We start from the raw sequence: 20,813 nt of genomic DNA, 5'->3' as shown, positions 1-20,813 counted from the left end.
CGCCCTGATGCCAAGGAGATAAAGCATGAGAATGGAAGTCAGTCGGCATGGCCCGTTTGGCTGTGCCTTGCTAAGCGTTTTATTGAGCCCATCCGTCAGCGCCACCCCCTCGTTGTCACCGCAGATACCCTTCGATGTCACGGTTGCCGAGGAACATCCCACGCTGGCCAGCCTTCAGCGCGACTTCGATGACCTGTCATGGCAGACCTTCATTGCCTTGAACTGGCCGGCGCTGGACAACGGCAATCCCAATACCGGCACTCCCATCGGCAAACAGGATGGGGCCACGGTGTGGGAAAGCTGGAAAGAGAGCTACCAGATCTTCCGGGCCAAGGGTCAGGCGCCGTTGGCCTGGGACGCGCCGGCGACGATTCCCGAAGCGTGCAAGTCGCTCAAGTCCGGGCGCCTGTTGCAGCAGATGGGCAAGGTGCCCGATGTACTGGATGAGTTTATCCAGCCTTTCGAGAGCGGCCCGCTGGTGGATCAGAACGGGGCCTATACGCGCAACGAAATCGTGGTCAACCGATCGATGTTCAATTCCATTGTCGACAATGGTCTGTACAGCATCGAAGGCCAGCAGAAGTTTTTTGCCGCAAACCCGACCAACGCCGTGGCTTTCAGTTGCGGCTCGGCCAAGACACAGGACGTCGGCGCGCTGATGGTGAAAGCATCGTGGAAAGTGCTGGGCGCCAATGATCGTCCGCAGGATTTTCACACCGTCGATGCGCTGGTCTATACACCGGGAAACAGCGACCCGAGCAAAGGACCCATTGTCGGGGAGTCGTGCAAGTCCGAACCGGTGGGGTTGGTGGGACTGCACATCGTTCACAAGACCGACAGCGCCGCGCAGTGGGTCTGGTCGACCTTTGAACATGTAAAAAACGTACCCGAACAGACCACCCCCCCGGCCCAACGGGTGGGACCTTATCTGTTCTACAACGCTGCCAGCCAAAGTGATATCAACCAGCCGCCGCCCCGGCCCTGGAACCCGGCGGTCAAGGCAACACCCTCGCAGATCGTGCGTGAGATACCGCTGACCGAAGCCACCAAAACCCTGAACGCCACCTATCAAGCCCTGTTGCGTACGGTCAACCCACAGAGCGTCTGGGCGAACTATCAATTGATCAGTACCCAGTGGCCGTCGGCACCACAGCCCAACTGTCAGATATCAGCCGCCAACCCGCTGGGCAATCCTGCCCCGTTGTTCCTGGCCAACGCCACACTGGAAACCTACATCCAGGGCACCGTGCCCCAAGCGTCTTCCAGTTGCATGGCGTGTCATGGCAATGCGGCAACCCATGTCACCGAATCGCCGCGCACCAGCTTCGCGGATTTCACCTATTTGCTCGAACGCGCGCAGTCCACGACTGGACAAGGAGTCAAGCATGAGCAGTGATCTGGAAAATTTCGTAGGCCTTTCATCGGTCCTGACTGGCATTTCCACTGAGCGATTGGCACCGGCGATCGACCAGGTGGGTTTGCCTCCGCTGTTTCTTGAATTCATCACGCCAAGAATCACGCCTGATGTGCTCAGTACATTGCTGACTCAATACGCCAACCTGGCGGGGGACAATCAATCCCCGGATCAGATCGCCCAAGCGGTGTTGATGAACGGAGCGCTACCGGCCGACACGCCGACCGCCAAAGCCGCGCGTTCGATCATGAAGCTGTGGTTGCTGGGCGTCTGGTACCAACCCTATGACGCGGCGAGTTTCAAAAAGGATGAGCAGACGGTGGTGTCCGACCAGGCTTATATCAATGGATGGGCCTGGAAAGCCGCCCAGGCTCACCCTATGGGCTACAGCGAGATGTTCTTCGGCTACTGGAACACGACGCCGCCCAGCCTTGAGGATTACACCGGAGTAGCCGCCAACGCGCAGCAAGGAGCTTCGTCATGAGTACCGAACAAGCAGAGGTGGTCATCGTTGGTGCGGGGCTGGCCGGCAGCATCATCGCTTATCAGTTGGGCATGGCTGGCGTGGATGTGCTGGTGCTCGAATCGGGCCCGGAGATTCCGGCCAATCGTACGCAGTATCTGGAGCGCTTCTACACGGCGACCCTGAAAACCCCGGAGTCGCCCTATCCTCCGGTATCGACCCTGGACACACCGCGCGATCCGACCAAGGAAAATGCCCCGCGGGCAACCATCGCCGATCTGATCCTGGGGTGGGACAAACCGGAAATCAGTTACCTGGTGCAGAAAGGCCCGTTGCCCTTCAACAGCACCTACGAACGGGTGGGCGGCGGGACGACCTGGCATTGGGTCGGGACGTGCCTGCGCATGGTGCCGAACGATTTTCGTCTGAAGAGCAAATACGGCGTCGGGGTGGACTGGCCGATCGGCTACGACGATCTGCAAAGTGCCTATTGCCGGGCCGAGGCGGAAATCGGTGTGTCGGCCAATGTCGCCGACCAGGCATATCTGGGCATGACCTTTCCCGAGGGCTATTCATTCCCGATGCACAGCATTCCGCTGTCACTGGTTGACGGCAGTTTTGTCAGCGCCGTGACCGGGCAGACGTTCGACGGCTTGCCGCTGGTGGTCAGTCCGACCCCGGCGGGGCGCAATTCCCAGCCCTACGCCGGGCGCCGGGTGTGTGCCGGCAATACCAACTGCACGCCGATCTGCCCGATCCAGGCCAAGTACGACGCCACGGTGACCATGAACAAGGCCCGGGCCACCGGCAACGTCCGGGTCATGTACCGGACCGTGGCCAGCAAAGTGACCGTGGGCCCGGACAAGAACATCAATGGCATCGAATTCATTCAATATCAGCTTGGCGAGGAACCGAAGACGGGAAACGGTGTGGCCATCGGGCAGCGTTACGTGATCGCGGCCCATGCCATCGAAACCCCTAAATTGTTGCTCAACTCCAAGACCCCGGACTGGCCCAAAGGTGTGGCCAACAGCAGCGGGCAGGTGGGACGCAGCCTGTCCGACCATCCGATTTACCTGGCGTGGGGGCTGATGCCGGAAGGCAAGACGGTTTTCCCATATCGTGGCCCGGTGTCCACGGCGGGCATCGAGAGCCTGCGTGACGGTGCCTTCCGCAGCCAGCGAGCGGCATGGCGCATCGAAATCGGCAATGAAGGCTGGAACTGGCCGGTTGGCGATCCTTACGTCACCGTGGCCGATTTTATCGACGGGAAGAACATAAGTCGCACCAATCCATTGCCGGCGAAAGAGACACCGGCGCCGCCCACTGAAGCGCTTTACGGCACGGCACTGATCAAAAAACTCAACGAACTGTTCATCCGCCAGTTTCGGATCGGCTTCCTGGTGGAACAGGTGGAAGACCATCCCGACCAGTCCAACAGCTACATCGTGCCCTCGACGGATAACTACAAGGACGGGCTCGGCATTCTTCGGCCGGAAATCCACTACGACCTGTCCGATTACACCAAGGAAGGTTTCAGGCAGGCGAAGATACTGGCGAGCCACATCATCAAGGACCTGCTCGGCGCCGTGGAACTGACAGCACCCATTGGCAAAGGGACCTTCAACTACAAAGGCGAAGATTACAGCTTCCAGGGCGCCGGACACCTGATGGGGACCTATCGCATGGGCGATGATCCAGCCAAGTCGGTGGTGGACAAATACCAGCGCAGTTGGGACCACAAGAACCTGTTCCTGGTGGGCGATGGCGTGTTCCCCAGCACGGGCACCTCGAACCCGAGCCTGACGATTGCGGCGCTGTCGTTCCAGGCCGGGGACACCGTGGCCAACGACCTGAAGGCGGTGACCATGCAGGTCCAATCCAACATCGCCTGGCAGGGCACTGGAGTGCAGATCAACGGGTTGATACCGCGCGTGGTTCGCTACGTCAGTGGGTTATGGTGTGCCAGCCCGCAGGGCGGCAATGTCGATGGAAAGGGCGGTTCGCGGCACATCGACTACAGCAGCTATGCCTTGCCCGGTGCCGCCGAAGGCGCCTTGATCGGTCGTGTGGGCAACGATGGAACGCCGTTCCTGGTGGGGGATCTGGCGCAGGTTCCGGGCGACCAGCAAGGGGAACTGCAACTGTGCATCAACGATGACCTGACCGGGCAACATGGGTCTGGTTTGAAAGATAACACCGGCGCGCTGACGATACGGGTCGAGTTTGGTGCGCTGTAACTTGAGCGGTAAGGCCTGACTCTTGTGGGAGCAGGCCTTGCTCCCACAGATTCAGACGGCCGAGCGTTGGTGACGCAAGGCCACGGGCCCGGCGCGTTCTTCAATGGCCCGCTTCAGTTCGCTACGAAGCCCCAGCAGGAAGCCCGCCTCCACCACCACGAACAGCGGCCCGACAATCAACCCGGTGAGGTCATCGACGAACGCCGGTTTACGGCCTTCGTAATAGTGACCGACGAACTGGATCACCCAGCCCACCACGAACATCCCCAAGCCACTGCCCAGCCATACCAAGGTGCTTTGCGCGGCGAGCACCTGGCCCAGCCATAGCGCCAGGGCCAGCAGTACCGTCATCAGCACCCCCAGGCGCAACTCAAGGCGCAGATAGAACCAGGCACTGGCTACCGCTATCAGCAGCGCCGGCGACACCAGGAGCACGCCCACCGGCCAACCCGGCCGTGACAGCAGTACGGCGACGGCGACGAAAATCAGCGGAATACCGATGAAGTGCGTGGCGATGTTGCGTGGATCGCGGTGGTAGGCGGCGTATTGACTGAGATGATCAACGAGGCTTTTCATTGTTGTTCCTCCTGAGGTGATGCCTGCATGATGCCCGGGCCCCACGAGGTGTTCTGTCAGCTAGCCGACACTTGTCCCGGAGTTTTCATGAATACGCATCCCTGGCACTCGCACCTGTTGGCCGGTCACTGGTACAGCCACTTGCCCGCTGAGTTACAGAATAGTCTGTTGGGCATGTCGCGGGTGCGCCGACTGGTGCCGGGGCATCGGTTGTTCCAGCGCGGTGACCCGCCCTGCGGGATGTACGCCGTATTGGAGGGCGCGGTACGGATCGGCGCAGTGAACGAACAGGGCAAGGAAGCGCTGCTCAGCGTGGTGGAAGCGCCCCACTGGTTTGGTGAAATCTGCCTGTTCGATGGCCAGCCGCGCACCCATGACGCGGTGAGCGTGGGCCAGTGCACCTTGCTGCACTTGCCTCAGGCGCCGTTGATGGCGTTTCTGCAAGAACATCCGGTCTATTGGCGAGATATTGCGCGGCTGATGAGCCACAAACTGCGCCTGACCTTCATCAATCTCGAACACCTGAGCCTGATGCCCGCCCCGGTACGTGTTGCCAATCGCCTGCTGATGATCGCCGAAGGCTACGGCGAAATCGAACCGGCGCGACGGGTCTTGCAACTGCCCCAGGAGCAACTGGCGCTCATGCTCTCACTGTCGCGCCAGACCACCAACCAGATCCTCAAGGACCTTCAGGCCCAGGGCATTGTGCAGTTGGCTTATGGTGAGATTGAAATCCTGGATATCGAGCGGTTGCGGGCATTGACCACGATCTGAAGGCCTGTATCGACTGATCCACCGCTATCGCGAGCAGGCTCGCTCCCACAGCGTTGGTGGCGGGCCTGAATGTTGAGTTCACCTCAAGACAATGTGGGAGCGAGCCTGCTCGCGATAGGGCCGGCCCAGCCAACGCAAACCCCTAGCGCAACCCGTCCCGAAACTGCCCCGGGGTCATTCCGGTCCAGCGCTTGAACGCCCGGCTGAAGCTGCTGGCATCGGCAAAACCCAGGAGATAACCGACTTCACTCAGTGAGCACTGTGGGTCGCGCAGGTGCAGCAGTGCCAGGTTTTCCCGACATTCGTTAAGCAGCGTGTCGAAGCGGCAGCCTTCATCGGCCAAATGCCGTTGCAGGCTGCGCAGGCTCAGGTGCATGGCCTGGGCGATGCGCTCGGCGCTGGGTTCGCCTTCGGGCAGTTGGGCCTCGATAGCGGCTCGCACCTTGCGCTCCCAGGTCAGCGGCTGGAGCTGGGCGAGGGTGCGCTTGAGTACCGTCTCGTTGTGTTCAGCCAGCTCCGGATTGGCGTCGTCCAGGTGGCTGTCGAAATCGACGAGGCTGAATTCCAGGCAATCTTGCTCGGCGCCGAAATACACAGGTGAACGGAACACTTTATGCCAGGGGCCGGGGTCCGTCGGTTCCGGGCGCCGCAAGTACACCGCCAGCGGCGCGTAGTCGCGGCCCAGTCGGTTGCGACACGTGCGCACGTAAATCGCGGCGAACGCATCGATGGCTTCAAAGGCCGGCGTCGCCCGGCCCTGGGGCACGTCGAGCGTGAAGCGGTATCGGTCTTCGCAGCGGCTCAGTTGCAGCATCAACGCATCGCTGACCACCGGGTGATAACGCACGATTCGCTCAAACACTTCTCGCAAACTGCCGCTGGCCACCAGGGCATAACCCAGAGCGTGGAACGTGGTGGGACTGACGAAGCGCGAAACCCGCAGGCCGATCGCCGGATCACCGCTGGCCTGCACGGCCAGTTCCCACAGGCGCGTGGTGGCCGAGAGCGGATAACGGGCATTCGGGTCGTCCATCAACTGCGGATCGAGCCCGGCCTCCAGGCACAGGGCATGGCTGTCCAGGCCCAACGCATCAAGCTGTTTGCGCAGGGCGCGGGTCCAACTGGCGAGGGAGGTGGGTTCAGTCATGGCGATTGGCGCTTGCGGTCAACAGGTTGGCGTTTACGGCTACCACCCTAGGGGGCATCGCCCGGCAGGATGAGCACATCGATAGAAGAGGATGTAAGCCATGCACGGCACTTGCGCAAGCCCCGAGCGATTGAATGCACAACAGCGATCGGCCCATATTCGCCAGGTGGTCTTGGCCCGAGGCGAAGAACTGCGCCAGCGCTACCCGATCCTGCGTCATCAGGATGCGTTGGGCGCGGGCATCCTGGCGTTCGCCCTGGCCGGGATGGTCGGTTCGGCGCTGCTCTACATCAACGGTCACCTGGCCGGTTGGGCATGCCTGCTGCTCAACGCTTTTTTCGCTTCACTGACCCACGAGCTGGAACACGACCTGATTCACAGCATGTATTTTCGCAAGCAACGCGTACCCCACAACCTGATGATGGGCCTGGTCTGGCTGGCGCGGCCCAGCACCATCAACCCGTGGATCCGCCGCCATTTGCACCTCAATCATCACAAAGTGTCCGGCAGCGAGGCCGACCTGGAAGAGCGGGCCATTACCAATGGCGAGCCCTGGGGGCTGGCGCGCTTGCTGATGGTGGGCGACAACGTGATGTCGGCCTTCATTCGCCTGCTGCGGGCCAAGACCTGGGCGCACAAGCGCAGCATCCTCAAGCGCACGCTGAAGGTGTATTTCCCGCTGGCGCTGTTGCACTGGGGCGCGTGGTACGTGTTTCTCGGTTTCCATGGGGCCAACGCTGTCGCCTATCTGCTTGGCACGTCGATTGATTGGTCGGCAACCACGCTGGTAGTGATGCACGTGATCGATATCGCAGCGGTGGTGATCATCGGCCCGAACGTGCTGCGCACCTTTTGCCTGCATTTCATCAGCTCGAACATGCATTACTACGGCGACATCGAGCCGGGCAATGTCATCCAGCAAACCCAGGTGCTCAACCCCTGGTGGCTGTGGCCATTGCAGGCGTTCTGCTTCAACTTCGGCAGTAGCCACGGGGTCCATCATTTCGTGGTCAAAGAGCCGTTCTACATCCGCCAGATGACGGTGCCGGTGGCCCACAAAGTGATGCGTGAGATGGGCGTGCGGTTCAATGATTTCGGCACGTTTGGGCGGGCGAACCGGTTTGTGCGGGAAGAGGGTGTGGTGCGGGAGGAAGGGGATGCGGTGCGGGTTTGACGCAAACAGGTTCGAGAAGTAAAAACCGAACCTTGTGGCGAGGGAGCTTGCTCCCGCTGGGTTGCGCAGCAGCCCCAAAAAAAACAGGGCCGCTTCGCGTCCAGCGGGAGCAAGCTCCCTCGCCACAGAGAATGAGTTACCAAAGAGAACGGGTCAGAACTGGTAACTCACCGTAGCCGCCACGTTGCGTTCTTCGCCCAGGTAGCAGTAGCTCAGGCTGGCGCAGGAGGCGACGTAGGTTTCGTTGGTCAGGTTGTTTGCGTTCAGGCGCACGTCCACACCTTTCAAGCCGACCTTGCCCAGGTCATACCCCACCGACGCATCGAACAGCGTATAGGACGGCACCTTCATGGTGTTTTCCGCATCGGCCCAGCTGTAGCCGACATAACGTACGCCACCGCCCAGTCGTAGGCCATCGAGCGCGCCGCTGTCGAACTTGTAGTCCGCCCACACCGAAGCCATGTGGCGTGGGGCCTGGGTCGGTGAGTTGCCTTTGTTTTCGATGATGTCGGTGGTGGTGCTCAACGTGCTGATCATCGATTTCGAATATTCGATATCGGTGAAGGTGTAGCTGCCCAGCACTTTGAACTGCTCGGTCAGTTGCAGGTGCGCTTCCAGTTCCAGGCCCTGGGAGCGAACGGCACCGACGGCGCGGTAGAAGTTTTCCTGGGGCAGTTTGGTCGCCAGGTTCTCCTGGTCGATGCGGAACAGCGAGGCGGTGTACAGGTCATCCGTACCCGGTGGCTGATACTTCAGGCCCAGTTCCCATTGCTTGCCATCGGTCGGCGACAGCGGGTTGCCGGCGCTGTCGGCGTAGGAGTTGGGGTTGAACGACTCGGAGTAGCTGACGTACGGCGCCAGGCCGTTGTCGAACAGGTACAGCGCCCCGGCGCGGCCTGTGAGCTTGCTGCGTTTGTCGTTGATCTCGGTGCCTTCCGGGCGGCCGAACTCAGCGATGCGGTTTTCATCCGAGGTTTTCACCCAGTCCTGACGCAGGCCCAGGGAGAAACGCCATTTATCCATCTCGATCAGGTCTTGCAGGTAGACACCGGTCTGTTCCAGGCGTCGCAGGTAGCTGGTGGGGCTGAAGTAGGTGATAGCCGAGTTGCCATAGACCGGGTCGAAGGCGTTGATCGGGGCCAGGCTGCCGCTGGTCCAATCCACCACGGTCTTGCGCCGCTGATAGTCAGCGCCCATCAGCACGGTGTGCTTGGTCGCCCCGCTGAAAAATTCAGCCTGCAGCATGTTGTCGACGATGAACGAATGCAGTTTTTCTTCGGCACCGGTGTAGTAGCGGTTCAGCTCGTTGCTGGTCGGCGTGGTCCAGCCGTAGGCGTAGACCTGATCATTGGTGACTTGGGAGTCCAGGTAACGGAAGTTCTGCCGGGCGGTGAAGACATCGTTGAAACGGTGTTCGAACTGGTAGCCGAACGACTGCTGATCACGTTCATAGCCATCGACGCCCGGCTCGCCTTCGAAGAAATTTTCCGAGATACGCTTGCCGTTGCGCTGATGCAAGGTGCCGTCGGCTGGCATGCCGCCGTGATAACCCCCGTCGGGGTCGTGCTGCAGGTAGGCCTGAAGTGTCAGCGACGTGTCTTCGGTAAAGTCGATGCTCACCGTGGGGGCGAGGGCAAAGCGCTTTTCCTTGGTGTGGTCGAACTGCGTGTCGGACGTATCCGCCAGGCCCACCAGGCGATAGGCGATGCGTTTGTCATCATCCACCGGCCCGGTAAAGTCGAAGCCCATGCTGCGTTGGCCCTGGGTGCCGACCGTGGCCTGGATTTGGTGATAAGCCTCGTACAGCGGTTTCTTGCTGGTGAGCGCCACCAGGCCGCCGGGCGAGCTGCGACCGTAGAGCACCGAGGACGGGCCTTTGAGAATGTCGACCCGCTCGAGGAAGTACGGATCGACTTGCATGGAGCTGTAGGTGCCGCTGTCGCCCATGGACTTGAGGCCGTCGAGGTAGATGTTGTCCACCGAGCCATCGTTGAAGCCGCGCATCGCCACGTAGTCGTAGCGATGGGTCGCGCCGTAGGGGTTGGTCAATACCCCTGGGGTGTAGCGCATGGCCTGGGAAACGGTTTGCGCGCCTTGGTCGTCCATTTGCTCGCGGGTGACCACGGAAACGCTTTGCGAGGTTTCCCGCAGGGCGGTACTGGTCTTGGTGGCGACCTGGCTGTGGGTGGCGTTGTAGCCCGCCATGCTGCCCAAGGCGTTACCCAGGGCAAACCCTTTGATGTCGGTGGTCGGCAGCGCCAACGTGCCGCCCGAGGCCTCGGTTTGCAGTACATAGCTGCTGCCATCGGGGCTGACGGCGGTCAGGCCCGAAGCGCTGAGCAGATGGCTCAGGGCCTGGTCCGTCGAATACTCGCCGTGCAGTCCCGGGGACTGGATGCCGCTCGTCTGCTGCGGAGTGCTTGCCAGGGTGATGCCGGCCTGACGAGCGAACTGGTTCAGCACATCGTTCAGGGGGCCGGCGGCAATGTTGTAGCTCTGGCGCGCGGTGGTGACACCGTCTTGCGCCGCGACGGCGAACATCGGCACGGCGCCCGCACTCAACACCGTGCAGAACAGTGCCGCACGGATGGCATGGCGCAACAGGCCTGTTTGCGAGGAGCAGCCAAAGGGGATGTTGAGGTTTACGCGCTCAGTCATTGTGGGTTTCCGTTGGAGTCGCTAAGGGCAGATAAGCGTTGCTTACTGTCCTAGCCGGACTTGCGCGCAAAACCCGCCAAAAAAAATCAGACCGATTCCTGCACCGTGACCCACCAACGGGTTCGATAGCGTAATTGAACGGGGAGCGTGCGCGGCAGGACGGCCAGCAACCTGTCGGTGTCTTCCAGGCGGAAAACGCCTGACAAGCGCAGGTCCGCAATCGACGCGGCGCATTTCAGATAGCCCTGGCGGTAACGTCCTACCTCGTTGAGGAAGTCCTCCAGACGCATGTTGCGCGTCACGAGCAAACCCTCCGCCCAGGCGCCGATGTCCATATCCAGCGGCGGCGCCATGGTCGCTGTCGATGAGCTGAGCAGATAGCTCTGCCCGGCGCTCACCTGTAGCGGGGCACCATCGGCGCCACGGTGCGAAAGGATCGCGACCCTGCCACGGGTGACGCTCAGGCGTGTGCAGGCATTGTCCTGCCGCACCACGAAGCGCCCGTCCAGCCCTTCGAACAGGCCATGTCGGCTGCGCACCAGCAGCGGCCGCGCGGGATCGCGACCGCAGGTGAGCATGATTTCACCTCGCGTCAGGCTGATCAGGCGATGCTCGGTCGTGTAGTCCAGGTCGGCGGCGCTGTCAGTGTTCAGTTCAAGCCGCGTACCGTCGGGCAACTGGAAACCTCGATGTTCGCCGGTGGCCGTGGCGAAATCCGCGCTCCACGGCTGCCAGCCCAGGTCCTTGCCCAGCCACGCGGCGGAGCCTAGCAGCGCCACCCCCGACAACAGTTTCAAGGCCTGGCGCCGACCGAGTCGCTGGGCGCTGTTTTCCAGGGTGTCGAGAGCGACGTGGGCGCCGGGGACCGCCCGCAGGTTCGAGGTCAACTCACTGTGCAGCGCTTGCACCCGCTGCCAGGCCAATTCGTGTTCGTGATGGGCGGCGCGCCAGACTTCGCATTGTTGGCGCAAGGCCGGATTGGCAGCATGGTTGCGCAGGCGCAGCAGCCAGTTGATCGCTTGCCTGACTACCTGTTGGGATGGGCCGCTGCGTCGATTCAACACGTTATCCACAGGCTCAGCTTTCATAGCGCAACACATAGCAGTGATACAGCGCATCGGCGACGTATCGTTCCACCGAGCGCAAGGAAATGCCCATCTGCTCGGCAATCTGCTTGTACGTCAGGCCTTCGCACTGGGCCAGCAGAAATGCCCTGCGCACTTTCGGCTTAAGGCCCTCGAGCATTCTGGCGATGGCTTCCAGCAGCTCCAGGATCAAGGCCTGGGCTTCGGTGTCGGGGGCTTGGGCGGGTGGCAGGTGGGCGATGGATTCCAGGTAAGCGCGTTCGATTTCTTCCCGGCGCCAATGATCGATCACCAGGCCTTGGGCGATGGTGCGTAGAAAGGCGCGGGGCGACTTGAGCTCCAGGCGTTCGGTGCGTTGCAGCAGGCGCACGAAGGTGTCCTGGGCCAGGTCCGCTGCGTCGGCAGCATTGCCCAAGCGGCTGCGCAGCCATGTGTGAAGCCAGCCGTGATGGTTGCTGTAGAGCGTCTGTACTGCAAACTCGGGAGATGACATGAACGCGAAGGCCTGGATGTCGCGAATGATAATAGGTCGCATTGTCATCAGGGGTCAGTGAATTTGCAACCACCGTTCGACGCACCGTGTCCTTCCGTCGCCCATTTGTTTAAAGGGCTCATATTTTTTTAACTTTTGCCGACAGCGTTATATGCGTGCACCAAAGTGGAGCAGATCACAAGTCCGCCCGCGCTGTGACATGAATGCTGCAACCGGAATGCACCCCACTCCCTGCATAAGAAGCCTGTCGATGAATCTGAAGTTCAGCCATAAAATCCTTCTGGCCGCCTCTGGTGTGGTCGTTCTGGCTTTTGCCCTGTTCACGCTCTACAACGACTACCTGCAACGAAAAACCATTGGCAGCAGTCTCGAATCCTCCATCCAGCAGTCCGGCGACCTGACGGCCAGCAGCGTCCAGAACTGGATGAGCGGCCGGGTGCTGGTGCTGGAAAACCTGGCGCAGAATATTGCGCACCAGGGCGCGGGTGCCGATCTGCCGGGGCTGGTGGATCAGCCGGCGCTGACGTCGAATTTCCAGTTCACTTACGTGGGTCAGGCCAACGGCGTTTTCACCCAGCGCCCTGACGCAAAAATGCCCGATGGCTACGACCCGCGCCAGCGCCCCTGGTACAAACAGGCAGTCACCATCGATCAAACCATGCTGACCCCGCCCTACCTGGCAGCGGTCGGCGGCCTGGTGGTGACCATCGCCCTGCCGGTGAAGCACAACGGTGAGCTGCTCGGTGTGGTGGGGGGCGACCTGAGTCTGGAAACCCTGGTGAAAATCATCAACTCCGTGGATTTCGGCGGCATCGGCCATGGGTTTCTGGTCAGCGGCGACGGTCAGGTCATCGTCAGCCCGGACAAGGACCAGGTGATGAAGAACCTCAAGGACATCTACCCCGGTACGCCAGTGCGCATCGAGAAAGGTATCCAGGAGGTTGAGCTCAATGGGCAGGACCGCATTCTTTCGTTTACCCCCGTCGCGGGCCTGCCGAATACCCAGTGGTACATCGGTCTGTCGATCGACAAAGACAAGGCCTACGCACCGCTGAGCCATTTCCGTACCTCGGCGCTGATTGCGATGTTTGTGGCGGTGGCGGCCATTGCGTTGTTGCTGAGCCTGTTGATCCAGGTGTTGATGCGTCCATTGACCACCATGGGGCGCGCCATGCAGGACATCGCCCAAGGTGAAGGCGACCTGACCCGGCGTCTGGTGGTACAGGGCAAGGATGAGTTCGGTGAGCTGGGCAGCTCGTTCAACCAATTCGTGGAGCGGATTCACGCGTCGATCTCGGAGGTGTCTTCCGCCACTCGGCAAGTGCATGACCTGTCGCAGCGGGTGATGACTTCGTCCAATGCCTCGCTCATTGGCTCCGACGAACAGAGCGCCCGCACCAACAGCGTGGCAGCGGCCATCAATCAGTTGGGCGCCGCTACCCAGGAAATCGCCCGCAATGCCGCCGACGCCTCGCAACAGGCCAGCGGTGCCAGCGAACAAGCCGATGACGGACGCCAGGTGGTGGAAAAAACCATCCAGGCCATGACCGAGCTGTCACAGAAGATCAGCCTCTCGTGCACCCAGATCGAAACCCTGAACGCCAGCACCGACAACATCGGGCACATCCTGGACGTGATCAAGGGCATCTCTCAGCAAACCAACCTGCTGGCGCTGAACGCTGCCATTGAAGCGGCCCGTGCCGGTGAAGCCGGGCGCGGGTTTGCGGTGGTGGCCGATGAAGTGCGCAACCTGGCGCACCGCACCCAGGAGTCGGCGGAAGAAATCCACAAGATGATCACCTCGCTCCAGGTCGGTTCCCGTGAAGCGGTGACGACGATGAACGCCAGCCAGCTTTCCAGCGAAGAAAGTGTGGAAGTGGCCAACCAGGCGGGTCTGCGGCTGGTCAGCGTGACGCAGCGCATCGGTGAAATCGACGGCATGAACCAGTCGGTGGCTGCGGCCACCGAAGAACAGACCGCCGTGGTGGAAACCCTCAACATGGATGTCAGCCACATCAACCTGCTGAACCAGCAAAGCGTCGCCAACCTCAATGAAACCCTGAAGGATTGCGATGCCCTGTCGCAACAGGCCAATCGGCTGAAGCAGTTGGTGGACAGCTTCAAGATCTGATCTTTGCCGACCTCACCGCCAACCGTGCCGCCGCCATCGCGAGCAGGCTCGCTCCCACAGGGGATTGGCGGTGTGACTGGATCTTGCTGCCAATCGAAATCAGTGTCGGAGCGAGCCTGCTCGCGAAGACGGCGGCACAGCCAACATCATCAGCCAGCTGACCCACCCCTTTCGCGAGCAAGCTCGCTCCCACAGGGGATTGGCGGTGTGACTGGATCTTGCGCCCATCCCGGAACCAAAACTGTGGGAGCGAGCTTGCTCGCGATGACGGCGGCACAGCCAATATCATCGCCAGCTGACCCACCGCTTTCGCGAGCAGGCTCGCTCCCACAGGGGATTGGCGGTGTGACTGGATCTTGCTGCCAATCGAAATCAGTGTGGGAGCGAGCTTGCTCGCGATGACGGCGGCACAGCCAATATCATCGCCAGCTGACCCACCGCTTTCGCGAGCAGGCTCGCTCCCACAGGGGATTGGCGGTGTGACTGGATCTTGCTGCCAATCGAAATCAGTGTGGGAGCGAGCCTGCTCGCGATGACGGCAGCACAGCCAACATCATCGCCAGCTGACCCGCCGCTTTCGCGAGCAAGCCAGCTCCCACAGGGGATTGGCGGTGGAACTGGATCTTGCGGCCAACCGAAATCAGTGTGGGAGCGAGCCTGCTCGCGATGGCGACAGCACAGCCAACATCATCGCCAGCTGACCCACCGCTTTCGCGAGCAAGCTCGCTCCCACAGGGGATTGGCGGTGTGACTGGATCTTGCGCCCACCCCGGAACCAAAACTGTGGGAGCGAGCTTGCTCGCGATGACGGCAGCACAGCCAATATCATCGCCAGCTGACCCACCGCTTTCGCGAGCAGGCTCGCTCCCACAAGGTTTACTTGAACATCACTTGCACATTCCCCATCGCCTCATCGGCAAACCCTTGCAGGAAATCTCGGAAGCCGGACGGGGTATGGGCATCGGTGTGGTCGGCGATGATGGTCCAGGTGGCGCGGCAGCGGTTGTCCGCCAGGGGCTCGACGCGCATTGCCGCCCACAGGTTATCGATGCCCAGGGTGTTGTAGATCAGCGTCCAGGTCATGTGCATGGCCTGGTCATCATGGCTGTTGAGCTGTTCCACCACCAGGTTCTGCCCGTCGCGGAAAAACTTCTTGCGCAGGGACCTCACGCCCTCGCCGGTCATTTCGATGTGCTCAAGTGCCGGGATGAATCGATCGAACCTTGCAAAATTGCCCACCACTGCCCAGACGCTCGCCGCGTTGGCGGGTACTTCCACTGAAGTTTCGACCTCGCAGGCGTGGGGGTTCTTGATCAAGGTGTCGGGTTGAAGTGCATTCATGGTCTTGCTCCTTTTTTTACAGTTGAGGGGTGCTTCAGATGAAATCGATGGCCTTGAGGTAATCAGCGCCGCGGCGCAGCAAGGCCGGGGATTTTTCCGGGTAGCGGGCACCCATCTGCCGGACGCCCGCCCGGGCGTTGGCGTGGTTGATCAGCGAGATGTCGCCGATGTCTTCCTCGAAACCGTTGAGGTAGAAACCCAGTACGCCGAACAGCGCATTGTCGGCATCGACCCGGCCCAGTTGCCGTTGCCAGTCGGCGACGCTGACCAGGGAAAATTCCCGGCCGCTTTCACGAAACGACGCCACATAAGCGTCCCAGCTCAAGGGCTCGGGGTTGTGCAGGTTGAACACCGCCTGCGTCGGCTGATAACGACTGGCGTGGAAGGCGATGAAGCGCGACAGGAAGTCCACCGGCATCAGGTCGAAGTTGAGGGACAGATCCGGCACCTGACCGAGCTGGATCGAGCCCTTGAGCATCAGCATCAACCGGTTCTTGTGGGGCTGGCAGACCCCGGTCAGGCTGTTGAAACTGATGTTGCCGGGGCGAAACAGGTTGACCCACACCCCGCGATCCCGAGCGCGCTGCAGGATCCGTTCGCCGACCCATTTGGACAGGTTGTAGCCGTTCTTGATGTAGATCGGCGGCGTCTCTGCGGCGGGCTGCTCCAGGACCTGGCCGTCGGCATCCAGCGCACTGGACGCCGACAGCGTAGAGACGAAGTTGAAGATCTTCTTGCTGCGCCCTTCACACAGGCGCAGGCATTCGAAGATCGGCTCCACGTTGTCCCGCGCCAAAGACTCGTAGTCGAGCACATGATTGACGTGGGCGGCGTTGTGCACCAACGCGCCGAAGGTGCGGTCGATGCGGGCATAGACGTCGTCTGGCAAACCCAATTGCGGTTGGGTGATGTCGGCGGCGTAGACACTGACGCGGCTCAGGTCCAGGTGGTTCAGCCGATTGTCCCGCAGGGCCTGGGCAAAGCGTTCGGCCGCGCTTTGTCCGCCGGATTCGCGCACCAGGCACGCGACTTCGGTGGCGCCCCAGGCCAGCAAGGCCTCGACGATGTGTACCCCAAGAAAACTGTTGGCGCCGGTCACCACCACCTTGTGCACATCACCACACCGGCTGACAGGCAGGGGATCGAGGTTGAGTTCCGCTTGCGCATCGATCAAGGCCTGGGGGCTGAGGGTCGATGTGCTGTTTTGCGCAGGATCGTCCAGTAACTTCGCCAGCGTGATCAGCGTAGGTGCTTCGATGAAGCGATTGATCGACAGGCTGCGCCCGAAGGCTTCGCGGACCCCCAGCAACAGTTGTGACAGCAGGATCGAATGGCCACCGAGATTGAAAAAACTCTCATCGGTGGCGATGTCGTCGACCGGCAGCTCCAGCAACTCGGCCCACAGTTGCCGCAGCTGCGTTTCCAGAACGTTCTGCGGCTGGCGCCGATGGCTGCCGACCTGCACTTGCACCGCCGTGGCGAGCAAGGCCCGGCGATCGACTTTGCCATTGCTGGTGTAGGGCAGGCAGGGCAATTGCACGTAGGCCGCCGGGTGCATGTAGCTGGGCAGCGCGGTTTGTACATGCTCGCGCAAAGCCTGGAGGGCGGCGTCGGCCCGCTCTTCCCGAGGGTGAACCAGAAACGCCAGGATCCGCCGTCGTTCATCGACCCCCACCGCTACTTGGCGAAACAACTGGCTGTCGCGCAGGCAATGCTCGATTTCCTCGGGTTCGACCCGAAAGCCACGGATCTTCACCTGGTTATCGCGCCGACCACACAGTTCGATGCCGTGGTCGGTCCATTGGGCGATATCGCCTGTGCGATAAACCCGCAGCGTTGCCCCGCCAGGCAGCGTCAGGTTGAGGTAGCGGCTCGCGGTCAACGCCGGGTCGTTCAGATAGCCGAGGCCGACCCCAGGCCCGGCGATGTACAGCTCGCCCGGTGTGCCTTGGGGCACCGGTTGCAGCTGCTCATCCAGAATCAGCACCCGGCCATTGGCGATGGGCACACCGAGGTTGCGGTTGTTGTCACCGACACCGAATTGCCGGGTGGTGACCAGCACCGTGGTTTCGGTGGGGCCGTAGATGTTGTGGAAACTGCACTGCGGTGCGAGCTGCTCGATCACGAACGGCTCACAGACATCGCCGCCGGTAATCAGGTGTTCCAGCCCCAACGGTGCATCCAGCGGCATCACGCTCAGCAGCGCGGGTGGCAGGAAAGCATGAGTGACATGCTGTTGCTGAATCAGCGCCACCAGTTGCTGCGGGTCGCGACGCTGGTCTTCGCTGGGCACCACCAGCGTCGCACCCTGGATGAAGGTTGGCAGGATATCCAGCAACGATGCGTCAAAGTTGATGGTGGAGAACTGCAATGCCCGGCTGTCACGCTGTAAGCGGACATAGTCGCTATACCAGGCGCAGAAATGGCTGAGGTTGCGATGACTGAGCAGCACGCCTTTGGGTTGGCCGGTGGTGCCGGACGTGTAGATCGCCACGGCCGGTTCGTCGCTGTCCACCACGCGGCGGATCAGCGAGGCCGGGATGCCGGGTTTGGGTGAAGGCAGCTTGCGTACATCCAGCGTCGGCAGCGACAGCTCGCCCAGGTCGCTGTCACCGTCGTGCAGCAGTAAGTCGGCGTTGGCGTTCTCCAGGATAAAGCGCCGTCGTTGCGCGGGGTGCTGCGGGTCCAGCGGCAGGTACACCGCCCCGCAACCCAGTACCGCCAGGATAGCTGCGTACAACTGTGCGGACTTGGGCAGGCAGACACCAATCACTCCAGGTTTTGCCCCGGCCAGTTGCTTGAGCATCGGCTCCTGCAAGCGCAACGCCAGACTGCGCAAGGGCTTGTAGTCGACAAGCTGACCGTCGACCCATAGGGCCGCTTGCGTACCGTCATCGAGCATGCGCTGCTCGATGTCATGCATGACCGGCACTTCGGCTGCAGCCAGCAGCCAAGGCACCGCGGGCCGATTGAGGTGGTGTTCGAAGGCCAGCGACTCCAACACATCCAGTCCCTGCAACGATTCATCGCAGGCGTCGGTCTGCACCGTCGGCCAGTGATCGAAGCAGGCTTCGTCCCGGGAAAGCTGGCTGACCAGTCGCGCACCGTGCTCGACCACCGCCGCCAAGGCGCGCAGTCGCAAAGACTGGCCGTTGCCGCAGCCTTGCGGGGCGATCACTTCCTGGGACAACGGCCGATGCGCGCTGTCGCGGAAAACCACCACCGGCTGTGGCAATGCCTGGCCGGGAAAAGCCTGGAGCGCCACACGCACCTGAAGGTTTGAGCGGGCGTCTAGGGTGCAGGGCAGCGTCCCGTCATCAATCAACAGGTCTACCGCTGTGTGGTGCTGCGCTGATTCAAGATGCACAACACCGTGGCCGTGCAGTTCGAGCTCCTGGGCCAGGTCGGTCATGGCCTGGCTGGTGCCAGACACGGCAATTTCGAGGCGTCTCATGGGCGGATCCTCATGGGGTCAGGTAGTCGGCCAGGGCGTCACGCACGCAGGGGGACGCCAGCATCGAGCTGCTGCGAAAAAAGCGCGTGATATTGCCCACCAACGGGTGAAAACGATTGATGGGATACGCCAGCGCACTGGCCTCTTCGCGCAGTGACTGGCGCACGGATTCGTCGACGGGCAGGTGTGCGATCAGCTGAAAATCGAACGCCTGTTGCAGATCGCTCGCCAGGTACTGGCTGATGAAGCCGGGCATCAGTCGCGCAATCGCATCGCGGTCAGCTTCGGGCGCGTTGCGCCAGTAGATTTGCACCAGGCGCGTCCAGAATCCGGAGTGCCGTCCCTCATCCAGCAAGTGGTCGGCCATCAGGCCCTTGATCGACGCCTTGACCGAATCATCCCGGGCGAATGCCGCCACCTCGTTGGTCACGGTGTTCTCGGCAATGGCGATGCAGATCAGCTCCACGGCGCTGAGCAAATGCTCCGGTGCCTGGGCCAGCGTCGCCGGGATGGCGCGGCTGAGCTCGATCTGATCGGGCAACGGGATCGGCGCAATGCCAGTCATGTCGATGGTCTGCTGCATGAAGTCCATCGCCACCAGTGCGTGATAATCCTCGTCCACAACCACCGTCATCGCGTCGTAGCGGCAGGCGAACGGGAACTCGATGCCGAAGCTGTTCTTGGCAATGCGCCGGGCGGTGTGGTCCACCAGCTCGGTCTCGAAGATCACCACATCGTTGATGAACTTGTAGAGGCTCTGGACCAGCACAAAATCGCGCAGTTGCGGGCAGTGGCTGAGGAAGGTCTGGCTGTGCACCAGGGGCTGACGGCTCATGGGGAAGATCAACTTGTCGTCGTCTTCGACCCGGCGCCGTGGCCGGGTGCGGATGGTGGCGCGGCTTTCCCAGGCGTCGGCGAAGGATTGGTATTCGACAGCGTTCATGGCGCCACCTGCGCAAGCGGTTGGGCCATGCTCTGGCGTAACCCGTCCCACAACGCGGTGCGGCTTTGGACGGCGGCGAGTGCAGCGGCCAGAACCTCGGTTTCGCGCTGCGGGTCGCCATCGATCAGCCGGGCCAAGAGTTTTTCCGCTGCCGGGCCGTGGTCCTCGGAATCCACCTCGATGTGCCGCTGCAGGTAATAACGAAACGTCGGCGCCTGATCCAGGCCGATGCCCCAAGCGTCCAGCATGCGCTGGAACATCTGCGGGATGACGCTCTCGCGGCCATGCACGAAGGCGGCGGCCACGCTGTGGGCCGGTGCGTGCAGCGCCGTTTGCAGTGTCTGGCGGACGAACCGGGCCGCCGCCGGCTCCACTTCGACGCTCTCCAAGGCTGTTTCGGGACTGACGCCTTCCTGTTGCAAGGTGATGAACTGCTCAATGGCGCGAGTATCGGCGCCAACCTCGCGCATGGCGTCCAGGTACAGTTCGAAATGGCTGCAATAGCCGGCTCCGGGGCGGTCATCCGACTCCTCGCCCAGGACGATTTCGTTGATCAAACGTGCAGCGTGTGGGTCGGCCGGCGGTAACCAGGGCAAGTGGACACAGGTCAGCTCCCGTTGCAGCCGTTTGGTCAGTGACATGAAATCCCACACGGCAAAAACATGGCTTTGCATAAAGCGGCGCAGCAGATCGATTGATGTTATTTCAGAAAAAACCGGGTGTTGGCCAAGGGCGTGTTTTTTCAGAGATAGTTGTTCTTTGGTTGGCTGCATCGGAACGTCCTCATCAATGTTGTTTGTTCGGAAAAGTCACCCGGGCTTTAATAAAAGCGAGCGGGTGCCTGAACCGGAGTCCATAAGTTTCGAAAGTATTGAAGTGCTCGTCTTAACTACGCATTCATGGCGTGCGGGCAAGGTTTT

At 61.4% G+C, this 20,813-nt stretch carries 15 protein-coding genes and 1 pseudogene; 7 read left to right on the top strand and 9 right to left on the bottom strand.

Annotated elements, in window-relative coordinates:
- Positions 1 to 25 precede the first annotated feature (25 nt).
- Genes GKKCFE_RS25230 through GKKCFE_RS25220 form a run of 3 tightly spaced genes read left to right on the top strand, consistent with a single transcriptional unit; the run spans position 26 to position 4,117 of the window.
- Positions 26 to 1,396: a cytochrome C gene (locus GKKCFE_RS25230; protein ID WP_139048646.1), complete on the top strand. Its 1,371-nt coding sequence runs from the start codon at positions 26 to 28 to the stop codon at positions 1,394 to 1,396.
- Entirely contained in the window at positions 1,386 to 1,898 is a 513-nt protein-coding gene (locus tag GKKCFE_RS25225; RefSeq protein WP_445577233.1) for a sorbitol dehydrogenase, read from the top strand. Before GKKCFE_RS25230 ends, GKKCFE_RS25225 begins: the two co-directional genes overlap by 11 nt.
- Positions 1,895 to 4,117, top strand: coding sequence for a GMC oxidoreductase (locus tag GKKCFE_RS25220; RefSeq protein ID WP_445577232.1), 2,223 nt, complete (start codon positions 1,895 to 1,897; stop codon positions 4,115 to 4,117). Before GKKCFE_RS25225 ends, GKKCFE_RS25220 begins: the two co-directional genes overlap by 4 nt.
- Positions 4,118 to 4,168: 51 nt before the next feature.
- Here GKKCFE_RS25220 and GKKCFE_RS25215 read toward each other — a convergent pair whose 3' ends face one another.
- Positions 4,169 to 4,693, bottom strand: coding sequence for an Mpo1 family 2-hydroxy fatty acid dioxygenase (locus GKKCFE_RS25215; protein ID WP_339491114.1), 525 nt, complete (start codon positions 4,691 to 4,693; stop codon positions 4,169 to 4,171).
- Positions 4,694 to 4,780: 87 nt separating this feature from the next.
- Here GKKCFE_RS25215 and GKKCFE_RS25210 point away from each other — a divergent pair, with 87 nt between their 5' ends.
- Positions 4,781 to 5,467, top strand: a complete 687-nt coding sequence (locus tag GKKCFE_RS25210; RefSeq protein WP_047230304.1) for a Crp/Fnr family transcriptional regulator — start codon at positions 4,781 to 4,783, stop codon at positions 5,465 to 5,467.
- A gap of 142 nt (positions 5,468 to 5,609) precedes the next feature.
- Here GKKCFE_RS25210 and GKKCFE_RS25205 read toward each other — a convergent pair whose 3' ends face one another.
- Positions 5,610 to 6,614 carry an AraC family transcriptional regulator gene (locus GKKCFE_RS25205; protein ID WP_047230303.1) on the bottom strand — a complete coding sequence of 335 codons (1,005 nt, stop codon included), beginning with the start codon at positions 6,612 to 6,614 and terminating at the stop codon, positions 5,610 to 5,612.
- Between the two features lie 100 nt (positions 6,615 to 6,714).
- On the opposite strand from GKKCFE_RS25205, the gene GKKCFE_RS25200 reads away from it, so the two are divergent.
- A complete protein-coding gene (locus tag GKKCFE_RS25200; protein WP_188251847.1) occupies positions 6,715 to 7,788 on the top strand; it encodes a fatty acid desaturase in 1,074 nt (357 codons plus the stop codon).
- Between the two features lie 153 nt (positions 7,789 to 7,941).
- Here GKKCFE_RS25200 and GKKCFE_RS25195 read toward each other — a convergent pair whose 3' ends face one another.
- The 3 genes from GKKCFE_RS25195 to GKKCFE_RS25185 form a co-directional block, all read right to left on the bottom strand.
- The gene (locus GKKCFE_RS25195) at positions 7,942 to 10,446 is read right to left on the bottom strand and encodes a TonB-dependent siderophore receptor (protein WP_445577231.1); all 2,505 of its coding nucleotides are present in this window, start codon (positions 10,444 to 10,446) and stop codon (positions 7,942 to 7,944) included.
- An 86-nt stretch (positions 10,447 to 10,532) separates the two neighbouring features.
- On the bottom strand, positions 10,533 to 11,534 hold the full coding sequence (locus GKKCFE_RS25190) for a FecR domain-containing protein (protein WP_139048639.1): 1,002 nt from the start codon (positions 11,532 to 11,534) through the stop codon (positions 10,533 to 10,535).
- A complete protein-coding gene (locus GKKCFE_RS25185; protein WP_047230328.1) occupies positions 11,524 to 12,024 on the bottom strand; it encodes a sigma-70 family RNA polymerase sigma factor in 501 nt (166 codons plus the stop codon). Before GKKCFE_RS25185 ends, GKKCFE_RS25190 begins: the two co-directional genes overlap by 11 nt.
- A gap of 151 nt (positions 12,025 to 12,175) precedes the next feature.
- Here GKKCFE_RS25185 and GKKCFE_RS25180 point away from each other — a divergent pair.
- Together GKKCFE_RS25180 and GKKCFE_RS25175 are read left to right on the top strand one after the other, a co-directional pair.
- Positions 12,176 to 13,252: pseudogene (locus tag GKKCFE_RS25180) on the top strand (cache domain-containing protein); the annotation flags it as partial.
- A gap of 117 nt (positions 13,253 to 13,369) precedes the next feature.
- A complete protein-coding gene (locus GKKCFE_RS25175; protein ID WP_371517439.1) occupies positions 13,370 to 14,155 on the top strand; it encodes a methyl-accepting chemotaxis protein in 786 nt (261 codons plus the stop codon).
- 876 nt (positions 14,156 to 15,031) lie between these two features.
- On the opposite strand, the gene GKKCFE_RS25170 is transcribed toward GKKCFE_RS25175, so the two are convergent.
- Genes GKKCFE_RS25170 through GKKCFE_RS25155 form a run of 4 tightly spaced genes read right to left on the bottom strand, consistent with a single transcriptional unit; the run spans position 15,032 to position 20,666 of the window.
- Complete coding sequence (locus GKKCFE_RS25170) at positions 15,032 to 15,496, bottom strand: SRPBCC family protein (protein WP_047230510.1); 465 nt, start codon at positions 15,494 to 15,496, stop codon at positions 15,032 to 15,034.
- Between the two features lie 34 nt (positions 15,497 to 15,530).
- On the bottom strand, positions 15,531 to 18,950 hold the full coding sequence (locus tag GKKCFE_RS25165) for an amino acid adenylation domain-containing protein (RefSeq protein WP_445577230.1): 3,420 nt from the start codon (positions 18,948 to 18,950) through the stop codon (positions 15,531 to 15,533).
- 10 nt (positions 18,951 to 18,960) lie between these two features.
- On the bottom strand, positions 18,961 to 19,893 hold the full coding sequence (locus GKKCFE_RS25160; protein ID WP_445577229.1) for a diiron oxygenase: 933 nt from the start codon (positions 19,891 to 19,893) through the stop codon (positions 18,961 to 18,963).
- Positions 19,890 to 20,666: a DUF3050 domain-containing protein gene (locus GKKCFE_RS25155; protein ID WP_076383235.1), complete on the bottom strand. Its 777-nt coding sequence runs from the start codon at positions 20,664 to 20,666 to the stop codon at positions 19,890 to 19,892. The genes GKKCFE_RS25160 and GKKCFE_RS25155 overlap by 4 nt, the downstream gene beginning before the upstream one ends.
- Positions 20,667 to 20,813: the final 147 nt, after the last annotated feature.

The sequence above is a fragment of the Pseudomonas sp. E141 genome (genome assembly GCF_052659885.1).
The sequence above is the reverse complement of the archived record's forward strand: the minus strand, read 5'-3'. Positions and strand labels throughout refer to the sequence as shown.